Source organism: Rhizobium sp. AC44/96 (assembly GCF_001692185.1).
Lineage (GTDB): Bacteria > Pseudomonadota > Alphaproteobacteria > Rhizobiales > Rhizobiaceae > Rhizobium.
In genome coordinates this window covers 746812-772277 of sequence record NZ_LXKO01000001.1, presented here as the reverse complement: position 1 = coordinate 772277, position 25466 = coordinate 746812, and the positions used below count along the sequence as shown (strand labels likewise).

Below are 25466 nucleotides of genomic sequence, written 5' to 3'. Positions count from 1 at the left end.
GATGTTGGGCGCGACCGGTCCCGCCCGACATCACATCTCCGCGAGCCAATACGCTGCCTCGTTGACTCCCGACCAACTAGTCGGTAGACAGCCCCTCATGACAAGCGATACGTACACTCGCATCCTCGACAGCGCCCAATCGCTGATCGTAACCCGCGGCTACAACGCCTTCAGCTATGCTGATATCGCCGCCGAGGTTGGCGTCGGTAAGGCGACGATCCATCATCACTTTCCCGGAAAGGCCGATCTGGCCGTTGCCGTGGTCGCCCGCTACCGGCAGGCGACGGCGGACGGGATGGGGGCGATGGCGGCGCAGGTCACGGAGCCCGGCATGCGGCTCGCCGCCTATGTCGGCTTCTGGGAGCAATGCATCCGAGACAACAACGCGCCCTTCTGTATCGCCGCATTGTTGGCGGCCGAATTGCCGAGCCTTCCGCCGGAGGTCGCGGAACAGGTGAAGGCGCATTTCGACGAACTGATCGACCGCCTTACCATGTTCATCGACGAGGGGTTGCGAAGCGGCGCACTGAAGAGCCCCGACAGTGCCGAGACGAGCGCGCGGGTGCTGGTCGCCAGCGTGCATGGCGCCATGCTCGCCGCCCGCGTCGCCGGCGGCGATGCGGAGCTGTTTTCCAGCATCACCCAGGCGGCGCTGCAGCGGCTTAACGGCTAGATTATGGATCACAGCATATCGCATTTTTCGACCCAATTACCGACCGACTAGTCGGTCCAATCAGGAGCATTCGACATGGCCAATCCACTTTCGCTTCTCGGAGAAATCCACACCGCCATCAGCATTATCCCCGCCGTTGCCGGGCTCTACAGCTTCGCGAAGTATAGGGCGATCCGGCCGGAGACGACGGTCGGCAAGATCTATCTCGCTTCGCTGGCGCTTTCCGCGATCAGCGCCTTCGGCCTGTCGTCCACCGGCGGCTTCAACGCCGGGCATGCGCTTGCCATCATCGTGCTTCTCGTTTCCGCCATCTGTCTTCTTCTGCCGAAGCTCAGCTTTCTCGGCCGCCTGATCCCCTATCTCAGGAACCTGGGCTTGTCCTTCACCTACTTCCTGCTCTGGGTTCCCGGAATAAACGAGACCCTGTCGCGGCTGCCGCCCTCAAATCCGATCGGCAACGGCCCGGATTCGCCGCCCGTGAAGGCGGCGCTGCTTGCATGGGTCGCGCTCTTCGCGGCAGGTAGCCTTGCGCAGGCCTTCATCGTCTCGCGCCGCCAGGCGAAACGCGTGGTCGCTTGAGGCCTTGGGCACCTGACATTTTAGACATCGCGGCCGAAGTAGACATCGACGGCCGCGACCTTATCCCCCTTGAAGCGGAACGTTTCCATGTTGCGGAACGCTCCGCCGTCGCGCTTGATCGCGCGATAGCGAACCACGGCCTCGTCGTCGGCAAGGCCGAGATATTCGATCTCCAGGCGCGCAAATGGCGATGGCTTGGGCCAGCACCTTTCGAAATAGGTGTCGCGGTCGATGTGGTCGTCACGCGGGCTGGAGAAGGTGAAATCCTCCGTCAGCATCGCCGCGACGATATCCTTGTGGCCTTCGATATAGGCCGCGTAGAGCGCGCGGACCGTTCTGACGCGCGCCGTGTCGTTTTCTTGCGTCATCTTGCTCCTCCTCCTCCTGTTCACTAAATGTGGTCGCGCGGGCTAAAGGCCTGCCGGGTTAGGCAAGCGGGCGTGGATTACGCCGGCAGAATAGTGCTGCTTGGTGCCTGACGGCTTGGAAAATTGCCGGCGATCGCTAGAATCGCCGTCACACCAACCGCGGGCCGCCAATGTCTGACGTCGAACACATACTGGAGCGGCTGCTGAAACTGGCAGCCAGGGACAATCGTCCTTCCGCATTGCCGGATGGCGCCGTGCGTGCGTCAGCGCTGTTTTCCTTCGTCACGCGCGAGCGCGAGCGCATCGCCGGCTGTTCCTTTCCGCGCGCCTCGATCGTCGTGGTCGTGGAAGGCTCGAAAGAGGTCGTGACGATGGGCCGGCAATTGCGCTTCGCGGCGGGCACCGTGCTCGTCCTGCCCGGCGGCTGGCGCGGCGACGTGGTCAACGATCCGGACCCCGCAACGGGTGTCTACCGCGCCATCTTCATCGATTTTCCGGACGAACTGGTTGCGCGCGCAAGCCGCGCCTTTCCGCCACACCGCAAGAGCGGACAGCTCGACCTGCCGCTCGACGCGGCGCTTTCAAGCGCCATCCACCACGCCGGCGAAGGCATCGTTGCCGGCAACCTGCCTGCCACGCTGATCGAGCACCGTGTGATGGAAGTGCTGATGGTTCTCGGCATGCGCGGCGCCCTGCCCTTCAAGGCGGAGACGACGGGAGACGCCGTTCGCGGTCTGGTTCGCTGGCAGCCGGACAGAGCCTGGACCGCCGACATGATCGCCGCCGAGCTTGGCACCAGCAACGCCACATTGAGACGGCGGCTCGCCGGCGAAGACACCTCGCTGCGCACGCTGCTCGCGGAGGTCCGGGTTGAGCTTGCAACCGCGATGCTTGCCGACGATGGCGTTTCCCTTCGTGAAGCCGCTCTGGCGACGGGATACCGGTCGCCGCGCCGCTTTGCCGAGCGCATGCGGTCCGGCGCACGCGAGAAGCAAGCCGCAGACATTTGAGCGCACGCGGACGCTTTTTGAGCGTTTCAGTGCGCTTGCTTTCCATCGAGATTGCTAGAGCTCTTCCGTCGAACGAGAGGATAAACTCATGCACATCAGAACCATTGCAACAGCCGCCGCTATCCTGTCTCTGTCCACGCCCCTGCTGGCCGCCGACATCACGGTGACGTTCCGCGACAGTGGGCCGGGCGCCACGCTTCCCGCCGAAAACGCATCCTGCATTGCGGCTGGCGGCCAGGCTGCGGCCGGCAACAACAAGAGCCCTGCCCTGTCCTGGACCAAAGGTCCGGCGGGAACCCGCTCCTATGCCCTAGCGATGACCGACCCCGACGTTCCGGCCGATCTTTCGTTGCTGAACAGGCAAGGGACCGAAATCGACAAGGATGTGCCGCGCATGGAGTTCACCCATTGGATCCTTGCCGACATCCCCGCATCGGTCACCGAACTTGCCGAAGGTGCGGATGGCGACGGCATGCCGACGGGCGGACTTGCGCTTGAGATGACCAAGCACGGCCGGCGCGGGCAGAACGGCTTCGCCGCCTTCTTGAAGGATGGGCCGCATGGGGGCTATATGGGCGCGTGCCCTCCCTGGAACGACTTGCGCATCCACCGTTACCGCGTCACGGTCTATGCGCTCGATACCGACAGGCTCACACTTCCCAAGGCCTTCACCCGCGCCGATTTCCTCGTCGCGGCAAAGGGCCATATCGTTTCGTCCGGTGCGGCGGAACTGACCTATACGATCAATGCGAAGGCCACGAAATGAGCGATACGAAATGGGATGCAGCCGCAGCCGAACCCGGCTCTATCCACTGGAAGCGCAATCTTGTGGTTTCGTTGATCGGCTCCTTCACCACCATCGTCGCGATGACCCTCCTGCTGCCGTTCCTGCCGCTCTATGTCGAGGAGCTCGGGGTCAGCGACCACGCGGCCATCGCGCAGTGGTCGGGCATCGCCTATGGCGCGACCTTCTTCGCCGCGGCGATCGTCGCGCCGCTCTGGGGGCGGCTCGGTGACATCTACGGCCGCAAGCTGATGCTCGTGCGCGCGAGCCTCGGCATGACGGTGGCGATATCGCTGATGGGCATGGCCGGCAATGTCTGGCAACTGGTGGCGCTGAGGCTCTTCGTCGGTCTGGCCGGCGGCTATTCGTCCGGCTCGATGGTGCTGGTCGCGACCCAGACGCCGAAGGACCGCTCGGCCTGGGCGCTGGGCACGCTCGCCTCCGGCATCATGGCCGGAAACCTGATCGGCCCGCTGATCGGCGGGGCCTTGCCGCCGTTGATCGGCATCCGCAATACCTTCCTCGCCGCCGGCGCGATGATTTTCCTTGCCTTCCTCGCCACCACTTTCCTGATCAAGGAGGAGAAGTCGCCTGCCCGCAAGCAGGCGGCGAAGGCGAGCGGCGGCTGGGCGTCCATTCCCGACAAGCGGCCCGTCATCGCCATGCTCGCAACCGGAATGCTGCTGATGCTCGCCAACATGTCGATCGAGCCGATCATCACCGTCTACGTCGCGCAGCTGGTCGACGACCCCGGCAAGGTGACGATGACAGCAGGTATCGTGATGTCGGCGGCCGCACTCGGCGCGATCCTGTCGGCCTCGCGGCTCGGCAAGCTCGCCGACCGGATCGGGCACTGGCCGGTCATCGCCGGCGCTCTGGCTGTCGCCGGTGTGCTGCTTATCCCTCAGGCGTTTGTCACCAGCGGCTGGCAGCTGATCGGCCTGCGTTTCCTGATGGGCGTTGCGCTCGGCGGGCTGCTGCCCTGCATCTCGGCGGTCATTCGCCATAGCGTGCCGGACAGCGCGGCGGGCAGCATCCTCGGCCTGTCGGTCTCGTCGCAATATGTCGGCCAGGTGGCCGGGCCGGTGCTCGGCGGCTTCGTCGGCGGCCACATCGGCATGCGCGCCGTGTTTCTCGGCACCTGCGTTCTGCTGATCGCCGGTGCCGCCTATTCCTGGCTGGTCAGGCCGAAAGAGGCGGCGGAGTAATCTCCGCCCCTCAATCCTACATCAGCAGATAATCCACGGCGACCGGGAGTGGCGGCAGGTTCTTTTCGCCCATGGCTTCGCGCAAGTTGATCTCGATGGTATCGGCAATCGCCTCGATCGGGAGTGCGTTCGGCTGCCTGCCGAAGGGCTCTTCCAGTTCATCACCCAGCGCGTCCAGCCCGAAGAAGGTGTAGGCGACAAGGGCCGTGCCAAAGGGCATGAACCAGCCGAGCACATCGTCGAAGCCGAAGGGCAACATCAGGCAGAAGAGATGCGCAGTGCGGTGGAGTAGCAGCGTGTAGCCGAAGGGGACCGGCGTCCAGCGGATGCGCTCGCACGAGGCCTGGGCGAGCGTCAGGTCGGCGAGCGTGCGGTCCAGCATCTGGTAACTGATGTCTGTCAGCATGCCCTTGGCGCGCAGATCCGCCAGCTCACGGGCAATTTCCAACGACAATGCCTCGGGCGGGTTGCGGCTGGCGTCGTAGCGGGCGTTGATATCCTGAGACAGCAGCCGCTCGACCTTGCCGCGACCGACGCCGGTGCGCAGATGCGGAACCAGCGCCTGAACGAAGGCAATCACCAGCGTCAGCACGCGCTTGCGGGCAACGGCACCCGCCTCACCCGATGTCGTCTCGAGGATCAGGGTCTGGCGGGCGAAATGGCGGGCGGAAAAGACGATCACGCCCCATTGCCGGCGCGCTTCCCACCAGCGGTCGTAGCAGGCGTTGTTGCGAAAGCCGAGGAAGATCGAGAGCGCGATGCCGAGTAGCGCGAAGGGAGCGCCGTTGAACACAGGAAGGACACCTGGCCAGAGGTTGTGACAGAGGACGACCAGGGAGGAGAGGATGGCAGTCAGCAGGATCTGCGGCAGAACCCGCTTGATGATCGAGCCGCGGAGAATGAAGAACAGGCGAAGTAGGGTGGGACGTGAGCGCACGATCATGACGAAGGCTTTTCGCTTCTTGCAGTTACAGGATGTCGGCTACTCCTCCCCAGCCGTGCGAATGGCCGCGGCGGGCGCGGCCATTGTTCTCAAGAGCAAGGCAGGCAGACGCTTGATCAGCTGTCGTGCTCGCTGCGGCCGAAGGCCCAGTTCATGTAAAGCTCGAGCGCCTTGCGGGTGACAGGACCCGCCTGAAAATCGCGGCCGTCGAGGCGATTGACGCCGACGACCTTGGAATAGTTGCCCGTGGTGAAGATCTCGTCGGCGTTCATGAAGTCCTCGACCGAAAGCGTGACTTCACGAACCTCGAAGCCCGCCTTGCGCAACAGCCCGATCACGCGCGCACGGGTGATGCCGGCAAGGAAGGTGCGGTTGGCGATCGGAGTGGACACCACGCCGTCCTTGACCATGAAGACGTTGGAGGACGCGGTTTCGGCGACGTTGCCGTTCATGTCGCGCATCAGGGCGTTGTCAAAGCCGCGGCTTCTTGCTTCGGCGATCGCCCGACCGCTGTTCGGATAAAGCGAGCCGGCCTTTGCATCCGTCATCGCTGTTTCGGGCGACGGGCGGCGATAGGGCGAAACGGTGAGCGAATTCGGCGCATTGTTGCCGAGAGGCGCCTCGAACAGGCACAATGCAAAACGTGTCGATTCCCCGTCTACCGTGACGACGCTGCCCGCCGAGCCATGCTCGCCCCAGTACATCGGCTTGATGTAGATCGGTGTCTTGCCGTCGAACTTCTTGATGCCTTCCCAGGCAAGCGCTTCGATCTCTTCGGCGGTCTTCACCGGCTTCAGGCCCATGTTGACGGCCGAGCGGTTGATGCGCTGGCAATGCTGGTCGAGATCCGGCGCAATGCCGTCGAACCAGCGAGCGCCGTCGAAAACGGTGGAGGCGAGCCACATGGCGTGCGAGGTCGGGCCGATCAGCGGCGGATTGCCGGTAAGCCACTCTCCCTCGACATAGGTCCAGGTGCTTGAACGGGGCGATGTATCGACGGCCATGAGACTCTCCTTCAAAGTTCGGAGAGCAAAATCCCCAGCGACAAGCCGGGTCAAGCGGAAATCATGGGCCGGAATCGCTACGCAAGAAAAATACCCCGCGACCTCATGACGGGTAAGATTCGTGCGCCCGACTTCACGCGTTGGCGATGGGTGCATCAGCGAAAATCATCGATGGCATGGTTGGAACGCCCCCCGCCCGCATGCCATCATGCACCCCTGACGAAGCAGTTCCAAACCGGAGTACAGACGATGAAAGCCATGTTTTACGACGCCTTCGAAAAGGCTCCGGAGATCCGCACCCTGCCCGACCCGACGCCGACCGAAGACGGCGTGGTCATCGCCATCGGCGCAACCGGCCTCTGCCGCAGCGACTGGCACGGCTGGATGGGCCATGACCCTGACATTAAGCTCCCGCATGTCCCGGGCCATGAGCTTGCCGGAAAGGTTGTTGCGACGGGCAAGGGTGTCGTGCGCTTCAAGATCGGCGACCGGGTGACCGTGCCGTTTGTTTCCGGCTGCGGCCATTGCGGCGAATGCCATTCCGGCAACCAGCAGGTCTGCCCGAACCAGTTCCAGCCGGGCTTTACCCATTGGGGTTCGTTTGCCGAATATGTCGCCATCGACTACGCCGACACCAACCTCGTACATCTGCCGGAAAGCGTCGACGACGCGACGGCTGCGAGCCTCGGTTGCCGCTTTGCGACGTCGTTTCGCGCTGTTGCCGATCAGGCGCGAACAGGCCCCGGCGAATGGATCGCCGTGCATGGCTGCGGGGGCGTCGGATTGTCGGCGATCATGATCGCCACCGCACTCGGCGCCAACGCCATAGCCATCGACGTGTCCGACGAGAAGCTGGCCTTCGCCCGTGAATGCGGCGCGGTGGCGACGATCAACGCAACCACGGTGGCCGACGTCGCCGAGGCGGTGCGCGAGATCACCAAGGGTGGCGCGCATGTGTCGATCGATGCGCTCGGCCATCCCGTCACCTGCTTCAACTCGATCAAGAACCTGCGCCGGCGCGGCCGCCATGTGCAGGTAGGGCTGATGCTCGGCGAATATGCAACGCCGCAAATCCCCATGGCACAGGTGATCGGTCACGAACTGGAGATCTACGGCAGCCACGGCATGCAGGCCTGGCGCTACGACGCGATGCTGGCGATGCTTTCCGCCGGCAAGATCGCGCCGCAGAAGCTCATCCGGCGGCGGATCAGCCTGGCGGAAGCCATTCCCGCGCTGATGACGCTGGATAAGGCCGAGGCGACCGGCATCAGCGTGATCACGCAATTCTGAGGGCGCCGACCGCCGGGGCAGGACGCATTCTGGCCGCAAAATTCAGTTAGCTGCCTGCCCGGATCTTGATGATGTCGGCTCCATCGCCCACATCAGGAGCACCAAGCCGCGGCCAAAGGCCGGCGGCTCCGGCGGTTGCCAAGAGCTTTATAAAGTTCTAACGGGCTCGCCACCAAGAACAAGAAAAGCGAGACATGATGTCCAACTCAGTTGTGAAAACGCATGCCCAATCGGGCGAGAAGGTCTTTTTCGTCATGGGCGACCGGGTCGAGCGACGGGCTCGCCTCGAGGGCACCTGGCTCAACGTCTTCGACGTTTCCGTGCCATCCGGCAGCCGGACTCCGTTGCACAGGCACGCCAGCCCGGAAGTATTCCGCATCATCGAAGGCCGCCTGACTATCCGCCGCATGACCGACAATGGCCTTGAAGAATTCGAGGCGACGGCCGGCGACATCGTCAGGATCGACGCGGACCAGGCGCATGGCTATTCGAATCCGGGCCCGGAGACCGCGGTCTTTTCGGCGATCGTGGACAACGACATGGCCGAATTTTTCGAAGCAACCGGCTCCCGCGAACCGCCGGAGGCCTCACCTTCCGCCGACACCTTGGAGCGCGTGACGGCCGCTGCCAACGCGCACGGCATTACCATTCTGGCAGCCTGACCGAACCATTCAGAGCGCCTGGGGCCGCCGGGTTGACTGGCGGCCATTGTTCGACGCGCCGCGGACGTCCCGAAACGACGGTTCGCACGAATTCTCACCTGCCCCCTTGCGCTCGACCCCGTTCCCCTTCAAAATTACAGCATGCCTGACAGCGACCCTTCCAGTACCACCTCCGCCCATTCCGACCGGGAACTTCCGGCTGATGATGGCGGCGACCACTGTAGACGGCCCGATTACAATCGTGCCCGCACCAGGCTCAGCAAGGCTGCCGACGAGGCAGCCTCTCTCTTTTCCAATGCGGTAGTTTCCCACAGGTCGCCTGCGTCCGGTGTCATCCGCTCTTCACATTTTTATCTGAAAAGGAGCGGTCTGTTTCACCTGACCGCATTGAACCATTGATGTTCTTCGACTGGATATCCGACCCTTCCGCCTGGGTCGGCCTTGCCACCCTCATTGTGCTCGAGATTGTTCTCGGCATCGACAACCTTGTCTTCATCGCGATCCTCGCAGACAAGCTGCCGCCGCATCAGCGTGACAAGGCCCGTCTGGTCGGCCTCGGACTGGCATTGATCATCCGCCTCGGACTGCTCGCCTCGATCGCATGGGTCGTGACCCTGACTACGCCGCTGTTTCATGTTCTCGATTTCGGCTTCTCGGGACGTGACATCATCCTGCTCGTCGGCGGTCTGTTCCTGCTGTCCAAGGGCACGATGGAATTGCACGAGCGCCTCGAGGGCCATGTGGAGACCTCCGAGAAGAAGGTCGTGCATGCGGTTTTCTGGCAGGTCATCGTCCAGATCGTCGTCCTCGATGCTATCTTCTCGCTCGACAGCGTGATTACCGCCGTCGGCATGGTACAGCACCTGCCGGTCATGATGATCGCCGTTGTCATCGCCATCGGCGTCATGCTGCTGCTTTCCAAACCGCTCACCTCGTTTGTCAACAAGCACCCGACGGTGGTTATTCTCTGCCTGGGCTTCCTGATGATGATCGGCTTCTCGCTGATCATCGAAGGCTTCGGCGTCCACCTGCCGAAGGGCTACCTCTACGCCGCGATCGGCTTCTCGGTGATCATCGAGTCGCTGAACCAGCTGGCACGCCACAATCGCGAGCGGCTGATTACGCCGACCAACATCCGCGAGCGCACCGCCGACGCGGTCCTCAACCTGCTCGGCGGCAAGCGCCCGCAAGTGACGCTCGGCTCGACGGCCGAGCTGATCGCGGAGCAGACCGCCGAGGAAGAGGTCTTCTCGCCAGAGGAAAAAGACATGATCCAGGGTGTCCTGACCCTTGCCGGACGCTCGGCAAAGTCGGTGATGACGCCCCGCATCGACATCGACTGGCTGGACCTTGACGCACCACAGGCCGAATTGCAGCGCCTGATCGTGGAGCTCGGCCATTCGCGCTTTCCGGTCGCCCGCGGCAGCCTCGACAATTTCATCGGCGTCGCCAGCGCCCGCGACCTGTTGCGCGACATCATCGTCGATGGTGCGATCAATCCGGAGCGATCCATCCGCCAGCCTTTCGTCGTGCATGAGAGCATCAGCGCGCTGAAGCTCATGGAGCAGCTGCGCCATTCCAGCGAGGCGGTTGCCATCGTCCTCGACGAGTATGGCGACCTGGAGGGCATGGTGACCCCGACCGACCTCCTTGAAGCCATCGCCGGCGAATTCCCCGACGAAGACGAGGAAAAGCTGATGATCGAGCGCGGCGACGACGGTTCGCTGACCGTCGACGGCTGGATCGATATCCGCCATGCATCGAAGCTGCTGGACGTCGATCTCGTCGACGATGCCGATCGCTTCTCGACGCTGGCGGGCTTCATCCTGTGGCGGCTGGGGCATCTCCCGCATCAGGGCGAGAGCTTCCGCGTGGACGACCTGTCCTTCGAGGTGGTGAAGCTTCACGGCCGCAACATCGACAAGGTTCGCGTCAAGCGTATCGACGAACCCGCATAAACATGGAGAACGTCTATGGCATGGTCTGCCAGCCAGTATGCAAAATTCGAGGATGAACGCACCCGTCCGGCGCGGGACCTGCTGGCGCAGGTGCCACTGGACCGGGTGGACCGCGCCGTGGACCTTGGTTGCGGCCCCGGGAACTCCACCGAGCTCATCATCGATCGCTATGGCGCCGCCAGCGTCTCCGGGCTGGACAGCGATCTGAACATGCTGGAAGCGGCACGCAAGCGCCTTCCGGGAACGACCTTCCTGGAAGCCGACCTTGCCACCTGGCAGCCGAGCGAACCCACGGATCTGCTATTTGCCAATGCCGTGTTTCAATGGCTGCCAAACCATATCGACATCTTCGACCGGCTGATGGATGGTCTTACGCCGGGCGGCGTCCTTGCCGTGCAGATGCCTGATAATCTGACCGAGCCCACGCATCTCCTGATGGAGGAAACCGCGCATGCCGGCCCATGGAAGGCCGCGTTCGAGGCGAAAAGCGTTCGCCGCAAGCCGCTGCCCGCCCCCTCGATCTATTACAGCAGGCTGATCCAGAAGGCGGCGCGGGTGGATATCTGGCACACCGCCTACAATCATCCGATGGCCGACGCGGCCGCGATCGTCGAATGGGTCAAGGGCACGGGCCTGCGGCCCTATCTCGACCACGCAGGCGCCGAACATCGCGATGCCTTCCTGGCGGATTACCTGGCGCGGGTGAAGAAGGCTTACCCAGAGATGTCGGACGGGCGCGTGCTGCTGCGCTTCCCGCGACTGTTCATGGTGGCCGTGAAGCGCTGAGCCTCCCGCCCTCGCCCAAGCACTTGCCAGCGGGACCACCGGGCCTACATTGACTGCGGCCACAAGGAGCAGAACGCCATGGAAGCAGCCCCCACCCCGCCGGTCACACTGGTCATCTTCGGCGCCACAGGCGACCTCACGCGTCGCCTGCTGGTGCCCGCGATCATCAACCTCACGCAGAGCGGGCTGGTCGGCGACGACCTGCATATCCTGGGTGTCGGCATCGATCCCGGCGACGACGCAATGCTGGTGGAGAAGCTGGACAGCTTTCTCTCGCAGCTCGACGACGACGGCGCGCACCAGAAAAGCGAGGGTTGGCAGCGCCTGCGCCAGCGCATTTCCTACATCTCCGGCGATTTCACGAAGGACGGCATCTTCGAGGAGATCAAGAAGCGGCTGGCGGCAGCATCGAGCGGCAACGCGGCCTTCTACTTTGCCGTCCCGCCACAGTTTTTCGGCCCGCTGGTCGAAAAGCTCGCGGAACATGGGCTGACGACCGAGAGCGACCGCGGCTTCCGCCGGATCGCGATTGAAAAGCCGTTCGGAACCGATCTCGCCTCTGCCCGCGCCTTGAATGCGCAGATCCTCAGCAAGGTCGCCGAAAGCCAGGTCTACCGGCTCGATCATTTTCTCGGGAAGGAAACGGTACAGAACATCCTGACGGCCCGCTTTGCCAACATGATGATCGAGTCACTGTGGAACAACAACTATATCGACCACGTGCAGATCACGGCGGCGGAGACGGTCGATGTCGGCATGCGCGGCAAGTTCTACGACGCGACCGGCGCCTTGCGAGACATGGTCCCCAACCACCTGTTTCAGCTGCTCGCAATGATCGCCATGGAGGCGCCGAACGGCTTCGGGGCCGAGGCCATCCGTAGCGAGAAGAGCAAGGCGCTCAGCGCGCTTCGCATCTACACGCCGGAAGAGGCGCAAAGCCATGCGGTGCGCGGCGTCTATACCGGGGGAACCCTGAACGGCAATCCCATTACCGCCTTCCACGAGAGCAAGGACGTTTCCCCGGACAGCAAGACCGAAACCTTCGTGGCGGTGAAACTCTATGTCGATACATGGAGGTGGGCGGGCGTGCCCTTCTACCTCAGGACCGGCAAGGCAATGACGGCGCGCGACACCGAGATCGTCGTCACGTTTCGCCAGGTGCCGTTCGCGCAGTTTCGCGAGACTGATATCAAGCGCAACCTGCCCCCGAACCGAATGGTCATCCAGGTTCAGCCGGACGAGGGCCTGAGTGTGGAGCTGTCGATCAAGGCGCCCGGGCTATCGGTCGATACCGTGCCAGTTTCACTCGACTTCCGCTATGCCGACAAGTTCGACATCGGCAAGATGACCGGCTACGAGTCCCTGCTCTACGATCTGTTCATCGGCGACCAGACGCTATTCCAGCGCGCCGACGGGATCGAGGCGGGATGGGAGGCCGTTCAGCCGTTCCTCGACGTATGGGCAAAGAGCGACCAGGCGCCGGAGCCCTATGCCCCGGGCACCATGGGACCGTCCTGCGCCGACGACCTGATCACACAGGACGGAAGGCAGTGGCACGCATTGGGCGTTCTGTCGCACAACCACGCTGGCGCCAGTAAATAAAATACAATCTGAACTTAGTATTTATGCCCGGCATTGCGGCGCTGCGCCTGAATTTCCGAATAAATTCCCGGATGAGGGCGAGAGATATAGTCGCACCCCTATGTCTAGACTGGCCTTCAATACAAAATAAGGATGAATTGACTGGCAGTCTGGTCGACCGCAAGATTCTCACGCTAACCGCGTTGCTTTTTCCAGTGCGACAACGAAGGCGGGGCTCGTCAAACCCCGGCGAGCCCTATTGTGTTTCCAGTTGCTTACGGTTGACTCGGCCAAAAAAATCGAATTGTTAATGTTCGATTAACATATTTACTTGCGCTCTTCAGCCGCCTTGCTAAACCTACCCTCTAAATCTGGGGTATTGAGATGACAGATATTCAATCTTCCAAGACTCGCTCTAATACAGACCAGCGAATGGAGACCTGCCGGTCCGAATTCGAACCCATACTTTTCGAACTCATCCGCAACGGTGAGAAGAGAGGATGGAAAGCAGCAGAAATTGCAATGGCATTGGCCGATGCGGCCGACGACGTGATATTGAAACTATCGCGGGAAACGAAGAGCAAGCACTGATTGCTCCCCACCCTGCTCATTGCCCGGATTGCGGCGGCTTCCGGCAAGCGCAAACAACACGTAAAAGATCAAGTGAAATGCTTCGGGGTGATTCCCGGGTGGCTGGTTTGCGCGAGGACGGGAGATAAAGTTTGCAGTGGGTGGTTGCCGCTCTTCTGGCCTGCGGATGCGTCAGTCTGGCTGAAGTCGCCGACTGGCCCCCAGCCGACGACTATATTGCCAATACCAGCTGTACGCTGAGCGCGGCGCCCGACGCCTGCCGGCACAATCGCGAAACATGGACGCATGTCTACAAGACTGCCGTTGACGGCGCCTACGACAGCCAACGGTCGGTTTCGCTTTGCCTCAGCACAGGCTGCGACGGGGCGATCACCCCGAACCATGTTCAAGGCTGTGCCTGGCGCCAGGTGATCGTCGGCTCGAAACACCCGCAGCTCACTGCCGATGATACCGCCGCCGTCGCCCGCTATTGCGGGTCCGATGCGCTTGACGATGCCGACCGGCAATCCGCCCGCGACCAATCGAAGGTCTGGCTGGAATTGCTGGGCATCGCGCAGTAACCGTTCCCACAAACGACAACGGGCGGAACTGGCCCGCCCGTCATCCCATTCGAATGCCTTGGCTCAGACGAACTGGCTAAGGCCCGGTACGGAGGCGACGACTTCGTCGACGACTTCCTTGCCGGCATGCTGCTCGGCAATCGCGATCGTTTCCTTGGCCAGCGTCGTGATCTCGCCCATGCCGAGACCCTCGCCCATCAGTTGCTGCCCCAGCGCCATGACGCCGCCGGCACCGCCGAGTGCGCCCATGATGCTGCCGAGGAGGCCGCCACCGCCGCTCTCGCCTTCGCCGTTGTACTTGGCAACGAGATCGGACGCTCCTGGAATGGCATCGATCATCTTGGCGACAGGGCCATCGGCCGCCTCACGCTGCAGGAAACCGAGCATCATGCCGACAGCCTTTTCGGCCACTTCGGCGGGGATACCCACGCGCCCGGCAATCTGGTCCACCATTTCGTTCATCGTCAGCCTCCTGGTTATTTGACGTTAACGTCAACGTTAATCGACTTTGCACGGCAACTCAAGGCGCCTGCCGCTATGGCGGGGTTTATCCTAGTTTTCCTTTTAATGCAGACAGTTGTCCGCAGGAAACTCCCTGCTTATAACAGGCAGACGATAGTACAATGAACATGCGGATTCTACTCTCCGCATTTTGACGCAATCGGCGTAAAGCGCCGGCAGGGAGACGTTTGAATGCTCGAGGAAGGCAAGATTTTCGTCGGCGTCAGCCGCAACCCGGATGACAGCATCAACAAGCCCGAGTACCTCGACCTCAAATACGGCAACCGGCACGGGTTGGTGACGGGCGCCACCGGCACCGGCAAGACCGTGACGCTGCAGGTGCTGGCGGAAGGTTTTTCGAAAGCAGGCGTTCCTGTTTTCTGCGCCGACATCAAGGGCGACCTCTCCGGCATCGCGGCCAAGGGCGAACCGAAGGACTTTCTGACCAAGCGAGCCGAGCAGATCGGCTTCGACGATTATGAGTTCGACCAGTTCCCCGTCATCTTCTGGGATCTCTTCGGAGAAAAGGGCCACCGTGTCCGCACCACCATCGCGGAAATGGGGCCGCTGCTGCTGGCCCGCCTGATGGATGCCTCCGAACCGCAGGAAGGCGTCATCAATATTGCCTTCAAGATCGCTGACCAGGGCGGCCTGCCGCTGCTGGATCTCAAGGACTTCTCGTCGCTGCTGAACTACATGGCGGAAAACGCGACCGAGCTTTCCAACAAGTTCGGGCTGATTTCGAAAGCCTCCGTCGGCTCGATCCAGCGCGCACTTCTCGTGCTCGAGCAGCAGGGCGCCGAACATTTCTTCGGCGAGCCGGCACTGAAGATCGCCGACATCATGCGCACCAATAGTCGCGGCTACGGCCAGATTTCCGTGCTCGCGGCTGACAAGCTGATGATGAACCCGCGGCTCTACGCAACCTTCCTGCTGTGGCTGCTCTCGGAACTCTTCGAGGAACTGCCTGAGGTGGGCGACCCCGAGAAGCCTAACCTCGTCTTCTTCTTCGACGAAGCGCACCTGCTGTTCAACGATGCACCCAAGGTACTGACCGAGCGTGTCGAACAGGTCGTTCGATTGATCCGCTCGAAGGGCGTGGGCGTCTATTTCGTGACGCAGAACCCGCTCGACGTGCCGGAGACAGTGCTGGCCCAGCTTGGCAACCGCGTGCAGCACGCCTTGCGCGCCTATTCGCCGCGCGAACAGAAGGCCGTGAAGACCGCTGCCGACACCTTCCGTCCGAACCCGGCTTTCGACTGCGCGACCGTGATCACGACGCTCGGCACCGGCGAGGCGCTGGTCTCCACCCTGGAGGCCAAGGGCGCCCCCTCGATTGTCGAGCGGACGCTCATTCGGCCGCCGTCCGGTCGGGTCGGCCCACTCACCGATGCGGAACGCCAGCAGGTCATGGACAAGAGCCCCGTTCTCGGCGTCTACGACGAGGATATCGACCGGGAATCGGCGTTCGAAATCCTTGCGGCCCGCGCGCAGAAAGCCTCGGATTCGGATGCGGCAAAACAGGTGCAGCCAACCCAGCCGACCGAAGGCAGCGCCTCTGGCCGCTGGTCGCTTCCAGGCTTCGGCGACGACAGCGCCGATGACAAGCCGGCCAGCCAGGGGCGACAACGCTCTTCCGGCTACCAGCGCGAAACTGTCGTGGAGGCGGCGATGAAGAGCGTTGCCCGCACGGTCGCCACCCAGGTCGGCCGGGCGCTGGTGCGCGGCATTCTCGGCAGCTTGAAACGGTAATCTCACCCATCGGGAAGCAACTGTGCCGGCGACTTGGAGAGAACTGACCGCCGCTGAAAAGCGGATCATCGAACGGCTGGTGCGGAACGCTTCCCAAGGCGAAATTCCGCCGGCCTGGGATGTCGAACAGTATCGAGCGGCAGAAATCGACACATTCGGTTCGCTGCAACTGAAGCCGCGCGACAAGGCGGATTTTGCGGCCGACATGCCCATCCACCCCGTTGCATCGGCCTATTTCGACGACAAGGAACTTGCCGATCCCTACGGTCCGCTGGTCGACATCCTGCTTTTCCAATCGGAAGGTCTTTTGCGCGAGCTCCAGATCTACCGCAGCGACGGTGGCGTGATTTTGAGGGAAATCGATGCGGATGCGATGTTTCTTGTAACCGCGCACGAAGCGCACGGTTGAAAATTCAAGCCGCCAATGCTAGTGGTTCGTGTATCGAGAAAGGAGGGTTGCGCGTGACGACATATTTCCGTTTCAATCGCCAGCGTGGCCCGATCAACGCCCTGCAAATGCGTTTGCAGGGCTGACCAGAGACCGTTTCTCGCAAATCTCTTCCTGGTCTGCCCCTCGTGGCTATGCAGAACCGAGCCGTCGCTCGCCTGCATTTACTTCCACCCACCGAGCACAAGCATACGCGCGATGATGGCCGAGGCCCTCGCTGCGATGCTGTTCGGAAGACCAGGGCAAGATCATGACTCTCATCAATATCCGCAATCTCGGCGTCACCCTTGGCACGACGCTGTTTTCCAAACTCAATCTAGCAGTTGCCGCCGGTGATCGGATCGGCCTTGTTGCCGCCAATGGGCGCGGCAAGTCGACATTGCTGCGTTGCCTTGCCGGCGCGCTTGAACCGACCCAGGGCGACGTGACCCGCGCACGCGGCTTGACTGTTGGCCATGTCGAGCAGGATGTGCCGCCTGCCCTTCTCCCGCTGTCCTTCCACGAAGCGGTGCTGCAGGCACTGCCTGCCGACCAGCAGATGCATGAAGGCTGGCGCGTCGATGTCGCGCTTGAATCGCTCGAGGTCCCGGAAGACCTGCGGGAGCGCGCTGTCGGGCAACTCAGCGGCGGCTGGCAGCGACTTGCGATGCTTGCCCGGGTCTGGGTAACCGAACCGGACGTGCTGTTGCTGGACGAGCCGACCAACCACCTCGATCTCGGCAAGATCGCGCGGCTCGAGGAATGGATGAACGGACTGCCGCGCGACGTGCCGGTGATCATTTCCAGCCACGACCGCGCCTTTCTGGATGCAACGACCAACAGGACGCTCTTCCTGCGCCCGGAGCAATCCGCCGTCTTCGCGCTGCGCTACACGGAGGCACGCGATGCGCTCGACGAGGCCGATGCCTCGGACGAGCGGCGCTACCAACGCGACATGAAGACCGCGCAGCAGCTTCGCCAGCAAGCAGCCAAGCTCAACAATATCGGCATCAACTCCGGCAGCGACCTGCTTGTCGTGAAGACCAAGCAGCTGAAGCAGCGGGCTGAAAAGCTCGAAGGCGCGGCAAAGCCCGCGCATCTCGAGCGCTCGTCCGGCGCGATCCGCCTCACCAACAGCGGCACGCATGCCAAGGTGCTGGTGACGCTCGATGATGCGACCATTTCAACACCCGACGGCACGCCGCTGTTTCGCACGGGAAAGCAGTTCATCTGCCAGGGCGACCGCATCGTTCTGCTCGGCGCCAACGGGGTCGGAAAGAGCCGGCTCGTCGCGATGTTGCGTGCGGTCATATCGGGGGCGGATACAGCGCAGGCCGGCATCAAGGCGACGCCTTCGCTGGTGCTTGGCTACGGCGATCAGGCGCTGGTCGACCTGATCGACAGCGAAACGCCGATGCGAACGATCACCCGGCGCTTTGATATCGGCGATCAACGCGCCCGCTCGCTTCTGGCCGGAGCCAGCATGACGATCGAGATGCAGGACAAGCCGGTCGGACGGCTTTCGGGCGGACAGAAGGCTCGGCTTGGCATGCTGGCGCTTCGGCTCACCAATCCGAACTTCTACCTGCTCGACGAACCGACGAACCATCTCGATATCGAAGGCCAGGAGGCGCTGGAGGCTGAGCTGACGGCGCATCAGGCGAGCTGCTTGCTGGTGTCGCATGACCGCCGGTTCATCCGCAACGTCGGCAATCGCTTCTGGATGATAGAACGGAAGAAGCTGATCGAGGTGGAGAGCCCGGAGAGCTTTTTCGCCTCGGCCGCACTGCTGTCATGAGAACGGAGCTGCGGCGCGCAGGCGCCGCGGCTCTCAGAACGATACGGGAGCAGCCGACAGCAGGTTAAGCTTGCCGCCGCTGATCGTGTACAGGCTGAGCCGACGCTCGACGAGCCCGTTGGGCGTCAACCTGAAGAGACCGGTGACGCCGCGGAAGCCGACCTTGTTCGTCAGGTTCTGGGCGTTCAGACCTTCGGCTCCCTTGGTCCGGATGATGCCCGAGGCGATGGCGACTGCATCATAGCCATAGGCGGCATCTGTGGAGAGTGGCCGCTTGTAGTGGCGCTGGTAGCGGTCCGCGATCAGCGAGGCCCCTTCCGGCTCGACCATCGCGATCAGTGTGCCGTTGGCCGTCGACTCGGCATAGGCCTGCGGCGGCCACGCGCTCGTGCCGATGAAATTGAGACCCGGCTGGCCGCCAGCCTTGATCGCGCCTTCGACCGTCGTTGCAATCGCCGTGCGCCCGAGAATGACCACGGTATCGGCCGTCGCCAGCATCGGCTTGCTTCGCTGCGCCGCGTCGGCGGCGGAGGCATCCGTCAGGTCGTAGCGGGCGATACCGACAAAGGTGCCGCCGGCAGCGCGAACGGTATCGGCCAGTCGGATCTCGCCGCCTTGCGGAAAGTCCTTCTGCGCGAAAACCATCACCTTCTTGTGGCCGCTGGCGAAAGCCGCGCGCATGCCCTCGATGGCGCTGTCGATCTCGTCGGACACCAGATTATAGACATTGCCGGCGGTGGACGGCACCGGTGCGCCGAGATTGATCAGCGGCGGGCGCTGATCGGACGGCGTGGCTGCGATCGCTGCGGTAACGGCTGGCGGGGCGTAGCTGACAAGCAAGGCGGAGTTTCGCGCCTTGGCCGCGGCAACCGCCGCCTGAACGCCCGCGGCACCGCCGGTGACCTCCACGACCTTGACGAAAGCCTGGTTGCCACCGAGCTCACCGACGCTCAAGCCGGCCGCATCGCGAATATCGCGCGACGGCCCTTCAAAAAGCCCGTTCGGCCCCTTCTGCATCAGCAGCGTGATCTCGGCCCCGTTCTCCCCGAAAGACTCTTCGACCTCCGTGGACGGCGGCTTGACATCGTTGGTCTTGACGTTCTTGGCGATACCGTCGACGTCGGACTGGCAGGAAGCCAGCGCGCCACAGGAGACGACGACCAAAAGCGCCACTGCTCGCTTCAGTCTTTCCGTTGCCCTGCCGATGGAAAATGGCGACACCTGCCGTGCCTGCTGTAAACCATGCGAATGTCGCGCGCGCGCGTTCCAATGCACTGTCACTGTTTCCCCCACGGTATTTTCGCCACCTGCAGCGGCCATTTCTTGATTTCATATCTGCACAGGCGTTGCGCGAAAGCAAACCCTTCACCCAAACTTGGTTGATTGAAACACTAAAATTTTCTGCTTTTTTGAACATCTAATTTCGTTCAAACTTATCCACGCTTCCAAACCTCATATTTATAGCCGTTCGGTACATTTCTCCCAATCACGGAGAACTTACGCCCAATGGCAAAAAGAATAAAAACAAAGACATTTGCCGCAATTGCATTCATTTCGGCATTTTCTTCTTTCATTCCATCAACCTCGTCGGCATCTACACTTTACGATACGCAATTTTCTGGCGGATCGTACTTTCTTTCTACTTCGTCGAACGCTATCAGCAACCTTGCGCAGAGCGCCAGTATCGGCGGCTTCGCCGCGATGATCAGCCTCGCAGGGCGCTCCATCGCCAGCACCATCGACGCCGTGAAAACGGCCGCTCTGACACAATCGCTGGAGCCCGCGCCTGCTGGATGGTCGAGGGAAACCGCTACGATGACGGCGCCCGCCGCGCGTCCTTCGATCGCGTCCGCGCCGACCGATACGGCCGTCTTCGGATCTGTCGCGATCCCGTTCAAGCGCCTCGCCGCGCTCAAGCGGCTTGCACCTTCGCTGGCCGAGATGAACGATGGCACCGCAATCAACTGCAGCGCCGGCAAGTGCTCCAATGCCGTCGTCGCCATCAAGGCGGCCTTCGTGAAGACCTCCGCGGCATCGATCCGCGACAAGATGAATGCGGTCAACACTACGGTCAATCACACGATCCGCTACAGCCGCGATATCGACACCTACAAGGTTGCCGACTACTGGGCGACGCCAACCGAAACGCTGGCGCGGCAGCAGGGCGACTGCGAGGACTTCGCGATCCTGAAGATGGCGGCGCTGCATGCAGAGGGTGTCGATCTCAAGGACATGGCTGTCGTGGTTCTGTTCGACCAGAAGCGACATTTCTACCATTCCATCCTTTCGGTAACGGTGAACGGCAACCGGTTTATCCTCGACAACATGCGTGACGAGGTGCTGCCCGACACCAGGCTGCCAGACTATATGCCGCTCTACTCGATTGCCGGCGGCAAGGGCTTCATCCACGGGTCGCGCGTCGGCAGCAGCCAGATGGCATCGGCCATGCCGATCGAGAAAGTGGCTCCGGGCGAAGGCGTAACCTTCTAAGCTACGCCTCTTTGCCTGCCGGCGACCGATTGCGAAGCGCGTCGATTGGTGTATTGAACCCATCGGTTTCAGCCCCGACACTGCGGCAAGGAGCGCGAACGGTTCATGACCGACGACAAGCCCGATATGGCCGCCCTTCTCAAGGTGATGGCCGACAGCCCCCGACGCGACAATACCGCGTATCACACGGCCATGGCGCAGGCGCGTCAGGCCTTCGAGGAGGCCGAGGCTGCCTTGGGCGGCCCGGTTCAGGTAAAGACGAAAGTCAAAACCAAGCGCGGCGGCAAGTATGTCGTGAAATGGACCTTCAAGCCCTTGAAGTAGCGATCATCTGCCTGCAGGCGCTTACGCCGCGCGGTGCTACGTGGCCGATCAATAGCGCGAGATATAGCCGATCAGCATCGACTTCTCATGCGTCGGTGCCAGGGCGACATTGATCTGACCTTTCAGCGTCTGCGTGCCGACGGTGATAGTGAAACCGGTGTTGAGCGTCCTGCCCTTGTTCCGGTTCAAGGTCTCGATCGCTTCCTCGATATGGGTATCGACGGAAAAGCGCAGGCTCTTGGTGAGCTGCGAGGCATCGCTGAGGGGCAGACGCTGCCGCAGCATCGACAGGAAGGGATCGTTGAAGAGCTGGATCTTCTTGTCATGCGTGAGCAGGATCGTCGGCGATGGCGAGGCCTGGATGATGGCGTTGACGTTCGCCATCGACGAAATATCCTCGACACTGTCCAGCCGGCGCAGCGCCCATTTCAGGCTGAGAACGCGCAGCAGCGAGGCGAGATTTCCGGATTCCGGCATCTGCGATGCCGTGTATTGCACCAGATCCGCGGTCGACATCTTGCCAGCCGTCGACATGCGGCCAAGGCCATCCCAATAGATCCGCTCGAGACGGATACCGCGACGCTCGCCCCCTCGCCCGACCACCGCGCGGAAACGCGGTTCGATCTCCTCCGCGTCGATCGCCGGCAACGACTCCTCGACCGGTTCGATATCGGATGCTGCGTTACTGCCTGGCTTGGCAATCAGCATTTACCGCTCCGTGAGCGCTTCGGTGCGCGCCTTGTTGATCGGCTTCATGAGGTAGCTGAGCACAGTCTTGTTGCCGGTCATAATTTCGACCGAGGCGACCATGCCCGGGATGATCGGATAGGATTTGCCGTTGCGCTCCAGCTCGGAGCGATCGGTCTTGACCTGTACGAGGTAGTAGGTCTCACCCTTCTCCTTCTCGACCAAACTGTCGGCGGAGATGTTTTCGACAACGCCTTCAAGGCCGCCGAAGATCGAGAAGTCGTAAGCAGTGATCTTGACCACGGCCTTCTGGCCGCGGCGCACGAAGGCGACGTCACGCGGAGAGATCTTCGCTTCGACGAGCAGCGTATCGGCGGTCGGAACGATCCCGGCGATGACGCGGCCAGGATCGACATAGGCGCCGATGGTATTGACCTCGAGCGTGTTGACGATGCCGTCGACCGGCGAACGGATATCGGTGCGCTTGACGCGATCGGATGCGCCGCGGATGGTCTCATCGACCACCGAGAGCTCGGCAAGCGCCTGCGCCTTGTCGGTCAACGCCTGCTGGCGCAGTTCCAATGCCAGATCGCCCAGCTGCAGCTTTGCTTCCTGCACGGCCGCCTGCAGGCGATCGAGGCTTTCCTGATAGACCTTCAGCTGGCCCTGCTGGTCCGTGAGATCGCGCTCGGTCTTCAGGACTTCGGTCTCGGCAACCAGCTTCTTCTTGGCCAGCGGGCTAATGAGATCATACTGGCGCTGTGCGCCGTCGATATTCTGCACCAGCCGATCGATATTGGCGTGTGCTTCGTTCAGTTCGTTCTCGCGCTGGCGCACGCGTTCCTGCAGCACGCCGAGCTTGTTCTTGTAGCTGGCGCGATCCGCGGCGAGGAGCTGCGTTTCGTTGGCGCACACATCCTTGGCGACGGACAGGATCTCGGCCGGGCAGACGAAGGGGGATTCGTAATCACCCGCTTCTTCCAGCTTCAGGCGCGCGACCTTGGCGCCGAGCGCCCTCGCCTTGGCCACGGATTCGCCGAGCGACGACGTCGTTGTCGTGTTGTCGAGCTGTACGAGGAGCTGCCCCTTGCGCACGACCTGGCCAAGCACGACGGCAATCTGCTGCACGACGCCGGGCTCGGACGCCTGAATGATCTGTGTCTTCGAGACCGGAATGACCTTGCCTTCGCCGCGAGCGATCTCGTTGACGTCGGCGATGGCTGCCCAGGCAATGAAGCTCGCGATAACAAGCGCCACCAGCGCCAGGATCCAGCGCGCCAGCAATGGTGGGTGATCGTCCTTGTTGATCATTTCGGTTGCCCCGCGGGCTTGCGCTGCATCGCTTCGATGACGGCCTGCTTCGGTCCGTCGGCGATGATGCGTCCCTTGTCGACAACGATCAGGCGATCCACCAGTTCGAGCATGCTGTAGCGGTGCGTGGCGATCAGAAGCGTCGTGTCACGGTTGAAGGCCTTGGACAGACGGTTGATCAGATGGCGCTCGGTCGCAAGGTCCATCGCGCCGGACGGCTCGTCCAGAAAGACGATCTTCGGCTTTGTCAGCAGGAGGCGCGCAATCGTCAGCGCCTGTTTCTGGCCGCTGGACAGATTGGTACCGCGCTCGCCAACCGGCATATCGAAACCGCGCGGATGATTGCCGACGAACTCGTCGACACCGGTCATGCGCGCAACCTCGAGCAATTCCTCATCGGTCGCGTCGGCCCGGCCGATCAGAAGGTTCTCCTTCACCGTGCCGGAGAAGAGATCGGACGACTGGCCGGCAACCGCAACCGCGGACCGCACCTCGGCCATGTGATACTGGCGGATATCGACGCCGTCGATCATGACGCGGCCGCCTGAAGGCGCAAACAGGCCGTCGAGCAGGCGTCCGAGCGTGGTCTTGCCGGAGCCGATGCGACCGATAATCCCGATCCGTTCACCCGGCGCAACGTTGAAGGACAGCTTGTTGATGACGGGATAATCGGAACCCGGATACTGGAACGACACGTCCTGGAAGCTGAAGGCACCGCGGGTGATCTCGCGATTGACGAAACCGACGGTCGACGGACGATCGTCCGGTTGCTCCATGATCTTGTCGAGGATCCGCAGCGACATCGTGGCCTGGCGGAAGCGAGCCAGTGTCATGGCGATCTGGCCGAGCGGCGCGCCGGCGCGGCTTGCCAGCATCACGGTCGCAACGATCGCGCCCATGGCAATGCGGCCTTCGGAAAACTCGTAGGTGCCGGCGATCACGATGAGGACGCTCACCATCTGCTGAACGAACATCGTCATGTTGATGGCGTTCGTCGAGATGTGCTTGATTTCCTCGCTGGTGCGGCTCGAATACTTCGTGAGCTCCTGCCAGCGGCGCAGCATGGTGGCTTCCGCCCGCAGGCTCTTCAGCGTCTCGATGGTCGAAATCGTTTCAACCAGCAGCGACTGGCGGCGCGAGGCCTCGTTCGCGGCGGCGGCCATGCGCTTGCCGATCTTGGCCTGAGCGTAAAGGCCGATGATCACGGAAAGTACGAAGGCAACGGCGGGAATGACCACCAGCCAACCGGAAATCAGATAGATCACGGCCAGGAACACGAAAACGAAGAGGCTGTCGATCAGGACGCCGATCGTATTCGAGGTAAAGAATTCACGAACGAACTCGTACTGCGTGATGCGGTTGGCATATTCGCCGGTCGACAATGGCCGGGACGCCAGCGTCGAATTCAGGACCTTGTCGAACAACATCTGCGACAGTCGCAGGTCCGCCTTGCGCCCGGCATAGTCGATCAAGGAAGATCGCGCCGTCTTCAGCAGGAAATCGAAGATGTAGGCCATCGAAATGCCGGCCGCCAGCACCCAGAGCGTCGGAATGGCCTTGTTGGGAAGAACGCGGTCATAGACGTTCATCGTAAACAGCGGAGATCCCAGCGCGATCAGGTTGATGAACAGCGCCGCGACCATAACGCGGATGTAGGTGCGCCAGTAAGGTGCCAGCGTCGTTGCCAGCCAATGCCGCTTTTCGATCTCGACCGCATTGCCGACCAGCGCCTCTTCCGAGGCGTTCTGGTAGTAGAGGGTGAAGGCAAAGGCTGTCTGCGGCCGCAGCGCGACGAATTCGTCCCGCGTCAGCCGGATCGCGCTTCCGGCGATCGGCACGATATCGATGATGTAGGAGCCGTCCTCGGCCACCTCAAGCAACGGCAGAACGCCGCCGTCGCCAAAGGCAACAATCGCCGGACAATCGAAATTGCCGAGCCGGCAATCACGCTCGTTATGCTTGATGACCTGGAGGCCGATGCGCTCGGCCATCCGTTCGACGTCGTCGCCATCCAACGATTCGGTCACTTCGTCCGGAAGACCGGAGAAGAGAACCGTATCCGAGCTCGGTCGGCCGTAGAATGCGGCCACGGACTTGAAAGCCGCCTTGAAGGTCTGGAGCGGCGTTCCGCTGGTCGTTTCTAGCGCTACGTTCAGCATCGTTCCGTGGCCATATCTCG

Annotated in this window: 26 protein-coding genes; 17 read left to right on the top strand and 9 right to left on the bottom strand. The window is 62.1% G+C overall.

Annotated elements, in window-relative coordinates:
- Positions 1–97: 97 nt before the first annotated feature.
- Positions 98–673 carry a TetR/AcrR family transcriptional regulator gene (locus tag A6U87_RS03695; protein WP_065689848.1) on the top strand — a complete coding sequence of 192 codons (576 nt, stop codon included), beginning with the start codon at positions 98–100 and terminating at the stop codon, positions 671–673.
- 75 nt (positions 674–748) lie between these two features.
- Complete coding sequence (locus tag A6U87_RS03690) at positions 749–1252, top strand: hypothetical protein (protein WP_065689847.1); 504 nt, start codon at positions 749–751, stop codon at positions 1250–1252.
- Between the two features lie 20 nt (positions 1253–1272).
- Here A6U87_RS03690 and A6U87_RS03685 read toward each other — a convergent pair whose 3' ends face one another.
- A complete protein-coding gene (locus A6U87_RS03685; RefSeq protein ID WP_065689846.1) occupies positions 1273–1620 on the bottom strand; it encodes a nuclear transport factor 2 family protein in 348 nt (115 codons plus the stop codon).
- Positions 1621–1790: 170 nt separating this feature from the next.
- Between A6U87_RS03685 and A6U87_RS03680 the strand changes: the two genes are divergently transcribed.
- The 3 genes from A6U87_RS03680 to A6U87_RS03670 all read left to right on the top strand — a co-directional run bounded on the left by A6U87_RS03680 (position 1791) and on the right by A6U87_RS03670 (position 4622).
- Entirely contained in the window at positions 1791–2630 is an 840-nt protein-coding gene (locus A6U87_RS03680) for a helix-turn-helix domain-containing protein (protein WP_065689845.1), read from the top strand.
- Between the two features lie 88 nt (positions 2631–2718).
- Complete coding sequence (locus tag A6U87_RS03675; protein ID WP_065689844.1) at positions 2719–3396, top strand: YbhB/YbcL family Raf kinase inhibitor-like protein; 678 nt, start codon at positions 2719–2721, stop codon at positions 3394–3396.
- The gene (locus A6U87_RS03670) at positions 3393–4622 is read left to right on the top strand and encodes a multidrug efflux MFS transporter (protein WP_065689843.1); all 1230 of its coding nucleotides are present in this window, start codon (positions 3393–3395) and stop codon (positions 4620–4622) included. Before A6U87_RS03675 ends, A6U87_RS03670 begins: the two co-directional genes overlap by 4 nt.
- A 16-nt stretch (positions 4623–4638) precedes the next feature.
- On the opposite strand, the gene A6U87_RS03665 is transcribed toward A6U87_RS03670, so the two are convergent.
- Positions 4639–5565, bottom strand: a complete 927-nt coding sequence (locus tag A6U87_RS03665; protein ID WP_065689842.1) for a bestrophin family protein — start codon at positions 5563–5565, stop codon at positions 4639–4641.
- A gap of 116 nt (positions 5566–5681) precedes the next feature.
- Complete coding sequence (locus A6U87_RS03660; protein ID WP_065689841.1) at positions 5682–6569, bottom strand: branched-chain amino acid aminotransferase; 888 nt, start codon at positions 6567–6569, stop codon at positions 5682–5684.
- A gap of 249 nt (positions 6570–6818) precedes the next feature.
- Here A6U87_RS03660 and A6U87_RS03655 point away from each other — a divergent pair, with 249 nt between their 5' ends.
- The 7 genes from A6U87_RS03655 (at position 6819) to A6U87_RS03625 (ending at position 13997) form a co-directional block, all read left to right on the top strand.
- The gene (locus A6U87_RS03655; protein WP_065689840.1) at positions 6819–7859 is read left to right on the top strand and encodes a zinc-dependent alcohol dehydrogenase family protein; all 1041 of its coding nucleotides are present in this window, start codon (positions 6819–6821) and stop codon (positions 7857–7859) included.
- A 194-nt stretch (positions 7860–8053) separates the two neighbouring features.
- A complete protein-coding gene (locus tag A6U87_RS03650; protein ID WP_065689839.1) occupies positions 8054–8521 on the top strand; it encodes a cupin domain-containing protein in 468 nt (155 codons plus the stop codon).
- A gap of 398 nt (positions 8522–8919) precedes the next feature.
- A complete protein-coding gene (locus tag A6U87_RS03645) occupies positions 8920–10479 on the top strand; it encodes a TerC family protein (RefSeq protein ID WP_065689838.1) in 1560 nt (519 codons plus the stop codon).
- A 15-nt stretch (positions 10480–10494) separates the two neighbouring features.
- A complete protein-coding gene (gene tam, locus A6U87_RS03640) occupies positions 10495–11265 on the top strand; it encodes a trans-aconitate 2-methyltransferase (RefSeq protein WP_065689837.1) in 771 nt (256 codons plus the stop codon).
- A 78-nt stretch (positions 11266–11343) separates the two neighbouring features.
- Positions 11344–12867, top strand: coding sequence for a glucose-6-phosphate dehydrogenase (gene zwf, locus A6U87_RS03635; RefSeq protein ID WP_065689836.1), 1524 nt, complete (start codon positions 11344–11346; stop codon positions 12865–12867).
- 363 nt (positions 12868–13230) lie between these two features.
- Positions 13231–13437 (top strand): hypothetical protein, encoded by a 207-nt coding sequence (locus A6U87_RS29540; protein ID WP_065689835.1) that lies wholly within the window; start codon positions 13231–13233, stop codon positions 13435–13437.
- A 140-nt stretch (positions 13438–13577) separates the two neighbouring features.
- Positions 13578–13997, top strand: coding sequence for a hypothetical protein (locus A6U87_RS03625; RefSeq protein WP_244499423.1), 420 nt, complete (start codon positions 13578–13580; stop codon positions 13995–13997).
- A 63-nt stretch (positions 13998–14060) separates the two neighbouring features.
- Here the strand turns inward: A6U87_RS03625 and A6U87_RS03620 are convergent, their stop codons facing one another.
- The gene (locus A6U87_RS03620; protein WP_065689833.1) at positions 14061–14459 is read right to left on the bottom strand and encodes a hypothetical protein; all 399 of its coding nucleotides are present in this window, start codon (positions 14457–14459) and stop codon (positions 14061–14063) included.
- A gap of 231 nt (positions 14460–14690) precedes the next feature.
- Here A6U87_RS03620 and A6U87_RS03615 point away from each other — a divergent pair, with 231 nt between their 5' ends.
- The 3 genes from A6U87_RS03615 (at position 14691) to A6U87_RS03605 (ending at position 18475) form a co-directional block, all read left to right on the top strand.
- Positions 14691–16250: a helicase HerA-like C-terminal domain-containing protein gene (locus A6U87_RS03615; protein WP_065689832.1), complete on the top strand. Its 1560-nt coding sequence runs from the start codon at positions 14691–14693 to the stop codon at positions 16248–16250.
- 22 nt (positions 16251–16272) lie between these two features.
- Entirely contained in the window at positions 16273–16659 is a 387-nt protein-coding gene (locus tag A6U87_RS03610; protein WP_065689831.1) for a hypothetical protein, read from the top strand.
- Positions 16660–16948: 289 nt separating this feature from the next.
- Positions 16949–18475, top strand: a complete 1527-nt coding sequence (locus tag A6U87_RS03605) for an ABC-F family ATP-binding cassette domain-containing protein (RefSeq protein WP_065689830.1) — start codon at positions 16949–16951, stop codon at positions 18473–18475.
- A gap of 33 nt (positions 18476–18508) precedes the next feature.
- Here the strand turns inward: A6U87_RS03605 and A6U87_RS03600 are convergent, their stop codons facing one another.
- Both A6U87_RS03600 and A6U87_RS30035 read right to left on the bottom strand, forming a co-directional pair.
- Positions 18509–19696, bottom strand: a complete 1188-nt coding sequence (locus A6U87_RS03600; protein WP_083199274.1) for a hypothetical protein — start codon at positions 19694–19696, stop codon at positions 18509–18511.
- 212 nt (positions 19697–19908) lie between these two features.
- Entirely contained in the window at positions 19909–20049 is a 141-nt protein-coding gene (locus A6U87_RS30035; protein ID WP_198928672.1) for a hypothetical protein, read from the bottom strand.
- Between the two features lie 127 nt (positions 20050–20176).
- Here A6U87_RS30035 and A6U87_RS03595 point away from each other — a divergent pair, with 127 nt between their 5' ends.
- Both A6U87_RS03595 and A6U87_RS03590 read left to right on the top strand, forming a co-directional pair.
- The gene (locus A6U87_RS03595) at positions 20177–20965 is read left to right on the top strand and encodes a transglutaminase-like cysteine peptidase (RefSeq protein ID WP_244499416.1); all 789 of its coding nucleotides are present in this window, start codon (positions 20177–20179) and stop codon (positions 20963–20965) included.
- Between the two features lie 105 nt (positions 20966–21070).
- Positions 21071–21289, top strand: coding sequence for a hypothetical protein (locus A6U87_RS03590; RefSeq protein ID WP_065689828.1), 219 nt, complete (start codon positions 21071–21073; stop codon positions 21287–21289).
- A gap of 48 nt (positions 21290–21337) precedes the next feature.
- Here the strand turns inward: A6U87_RS03590 and A6U87_RS03585 are convergent, their stop codons facing one another.
- From A6U87_RS03585 to A6U87_RS03575, 3 genes are read right to left on the bottom strand one after another with little or no spacing between them, the layout of a single operon-like run.
- Positions 21338–21997: a ribbon-helix-helix domain-containing protein gene (locus tag A6U87_RS03585; RefSeq protein WP_065689827.1), complete on the bottom strand. Its 660-nt coding sequence runs from the start codon at positions 21995–21997 to the stop codon at positions 21338–21340.
- The gene (locus A6U87_RS03580; protein WP_065689826.1) at positions 21998–23287 is read right to left on the bottom strand and encodes an HlyD family type I secretion periplasmic adaptor subunit; all 1290 of its coding nucleotides are present in this window, start codon (positions 23285–23287) and stop codon (positions 21998–22000) included. It lies immediately after the preceding gene.
- Positions 23284–25446 (bottom strand): type I secretion system permease/ATPase, encoded by a 2163-nt coding sequence (locus A6U87_RS03575; protein ID WP_065689825.1) that lies wholly within the window; start codon positions 25444–25446, stop codon positions 23284–23286. The genes A6U87_RS03580 and A6U87_RS03575 overlap by 4 nt, the downstream gene beginning before the upstream one ends.
- Positions 25447–25466 lie beyond the last annotated feature (20 nt).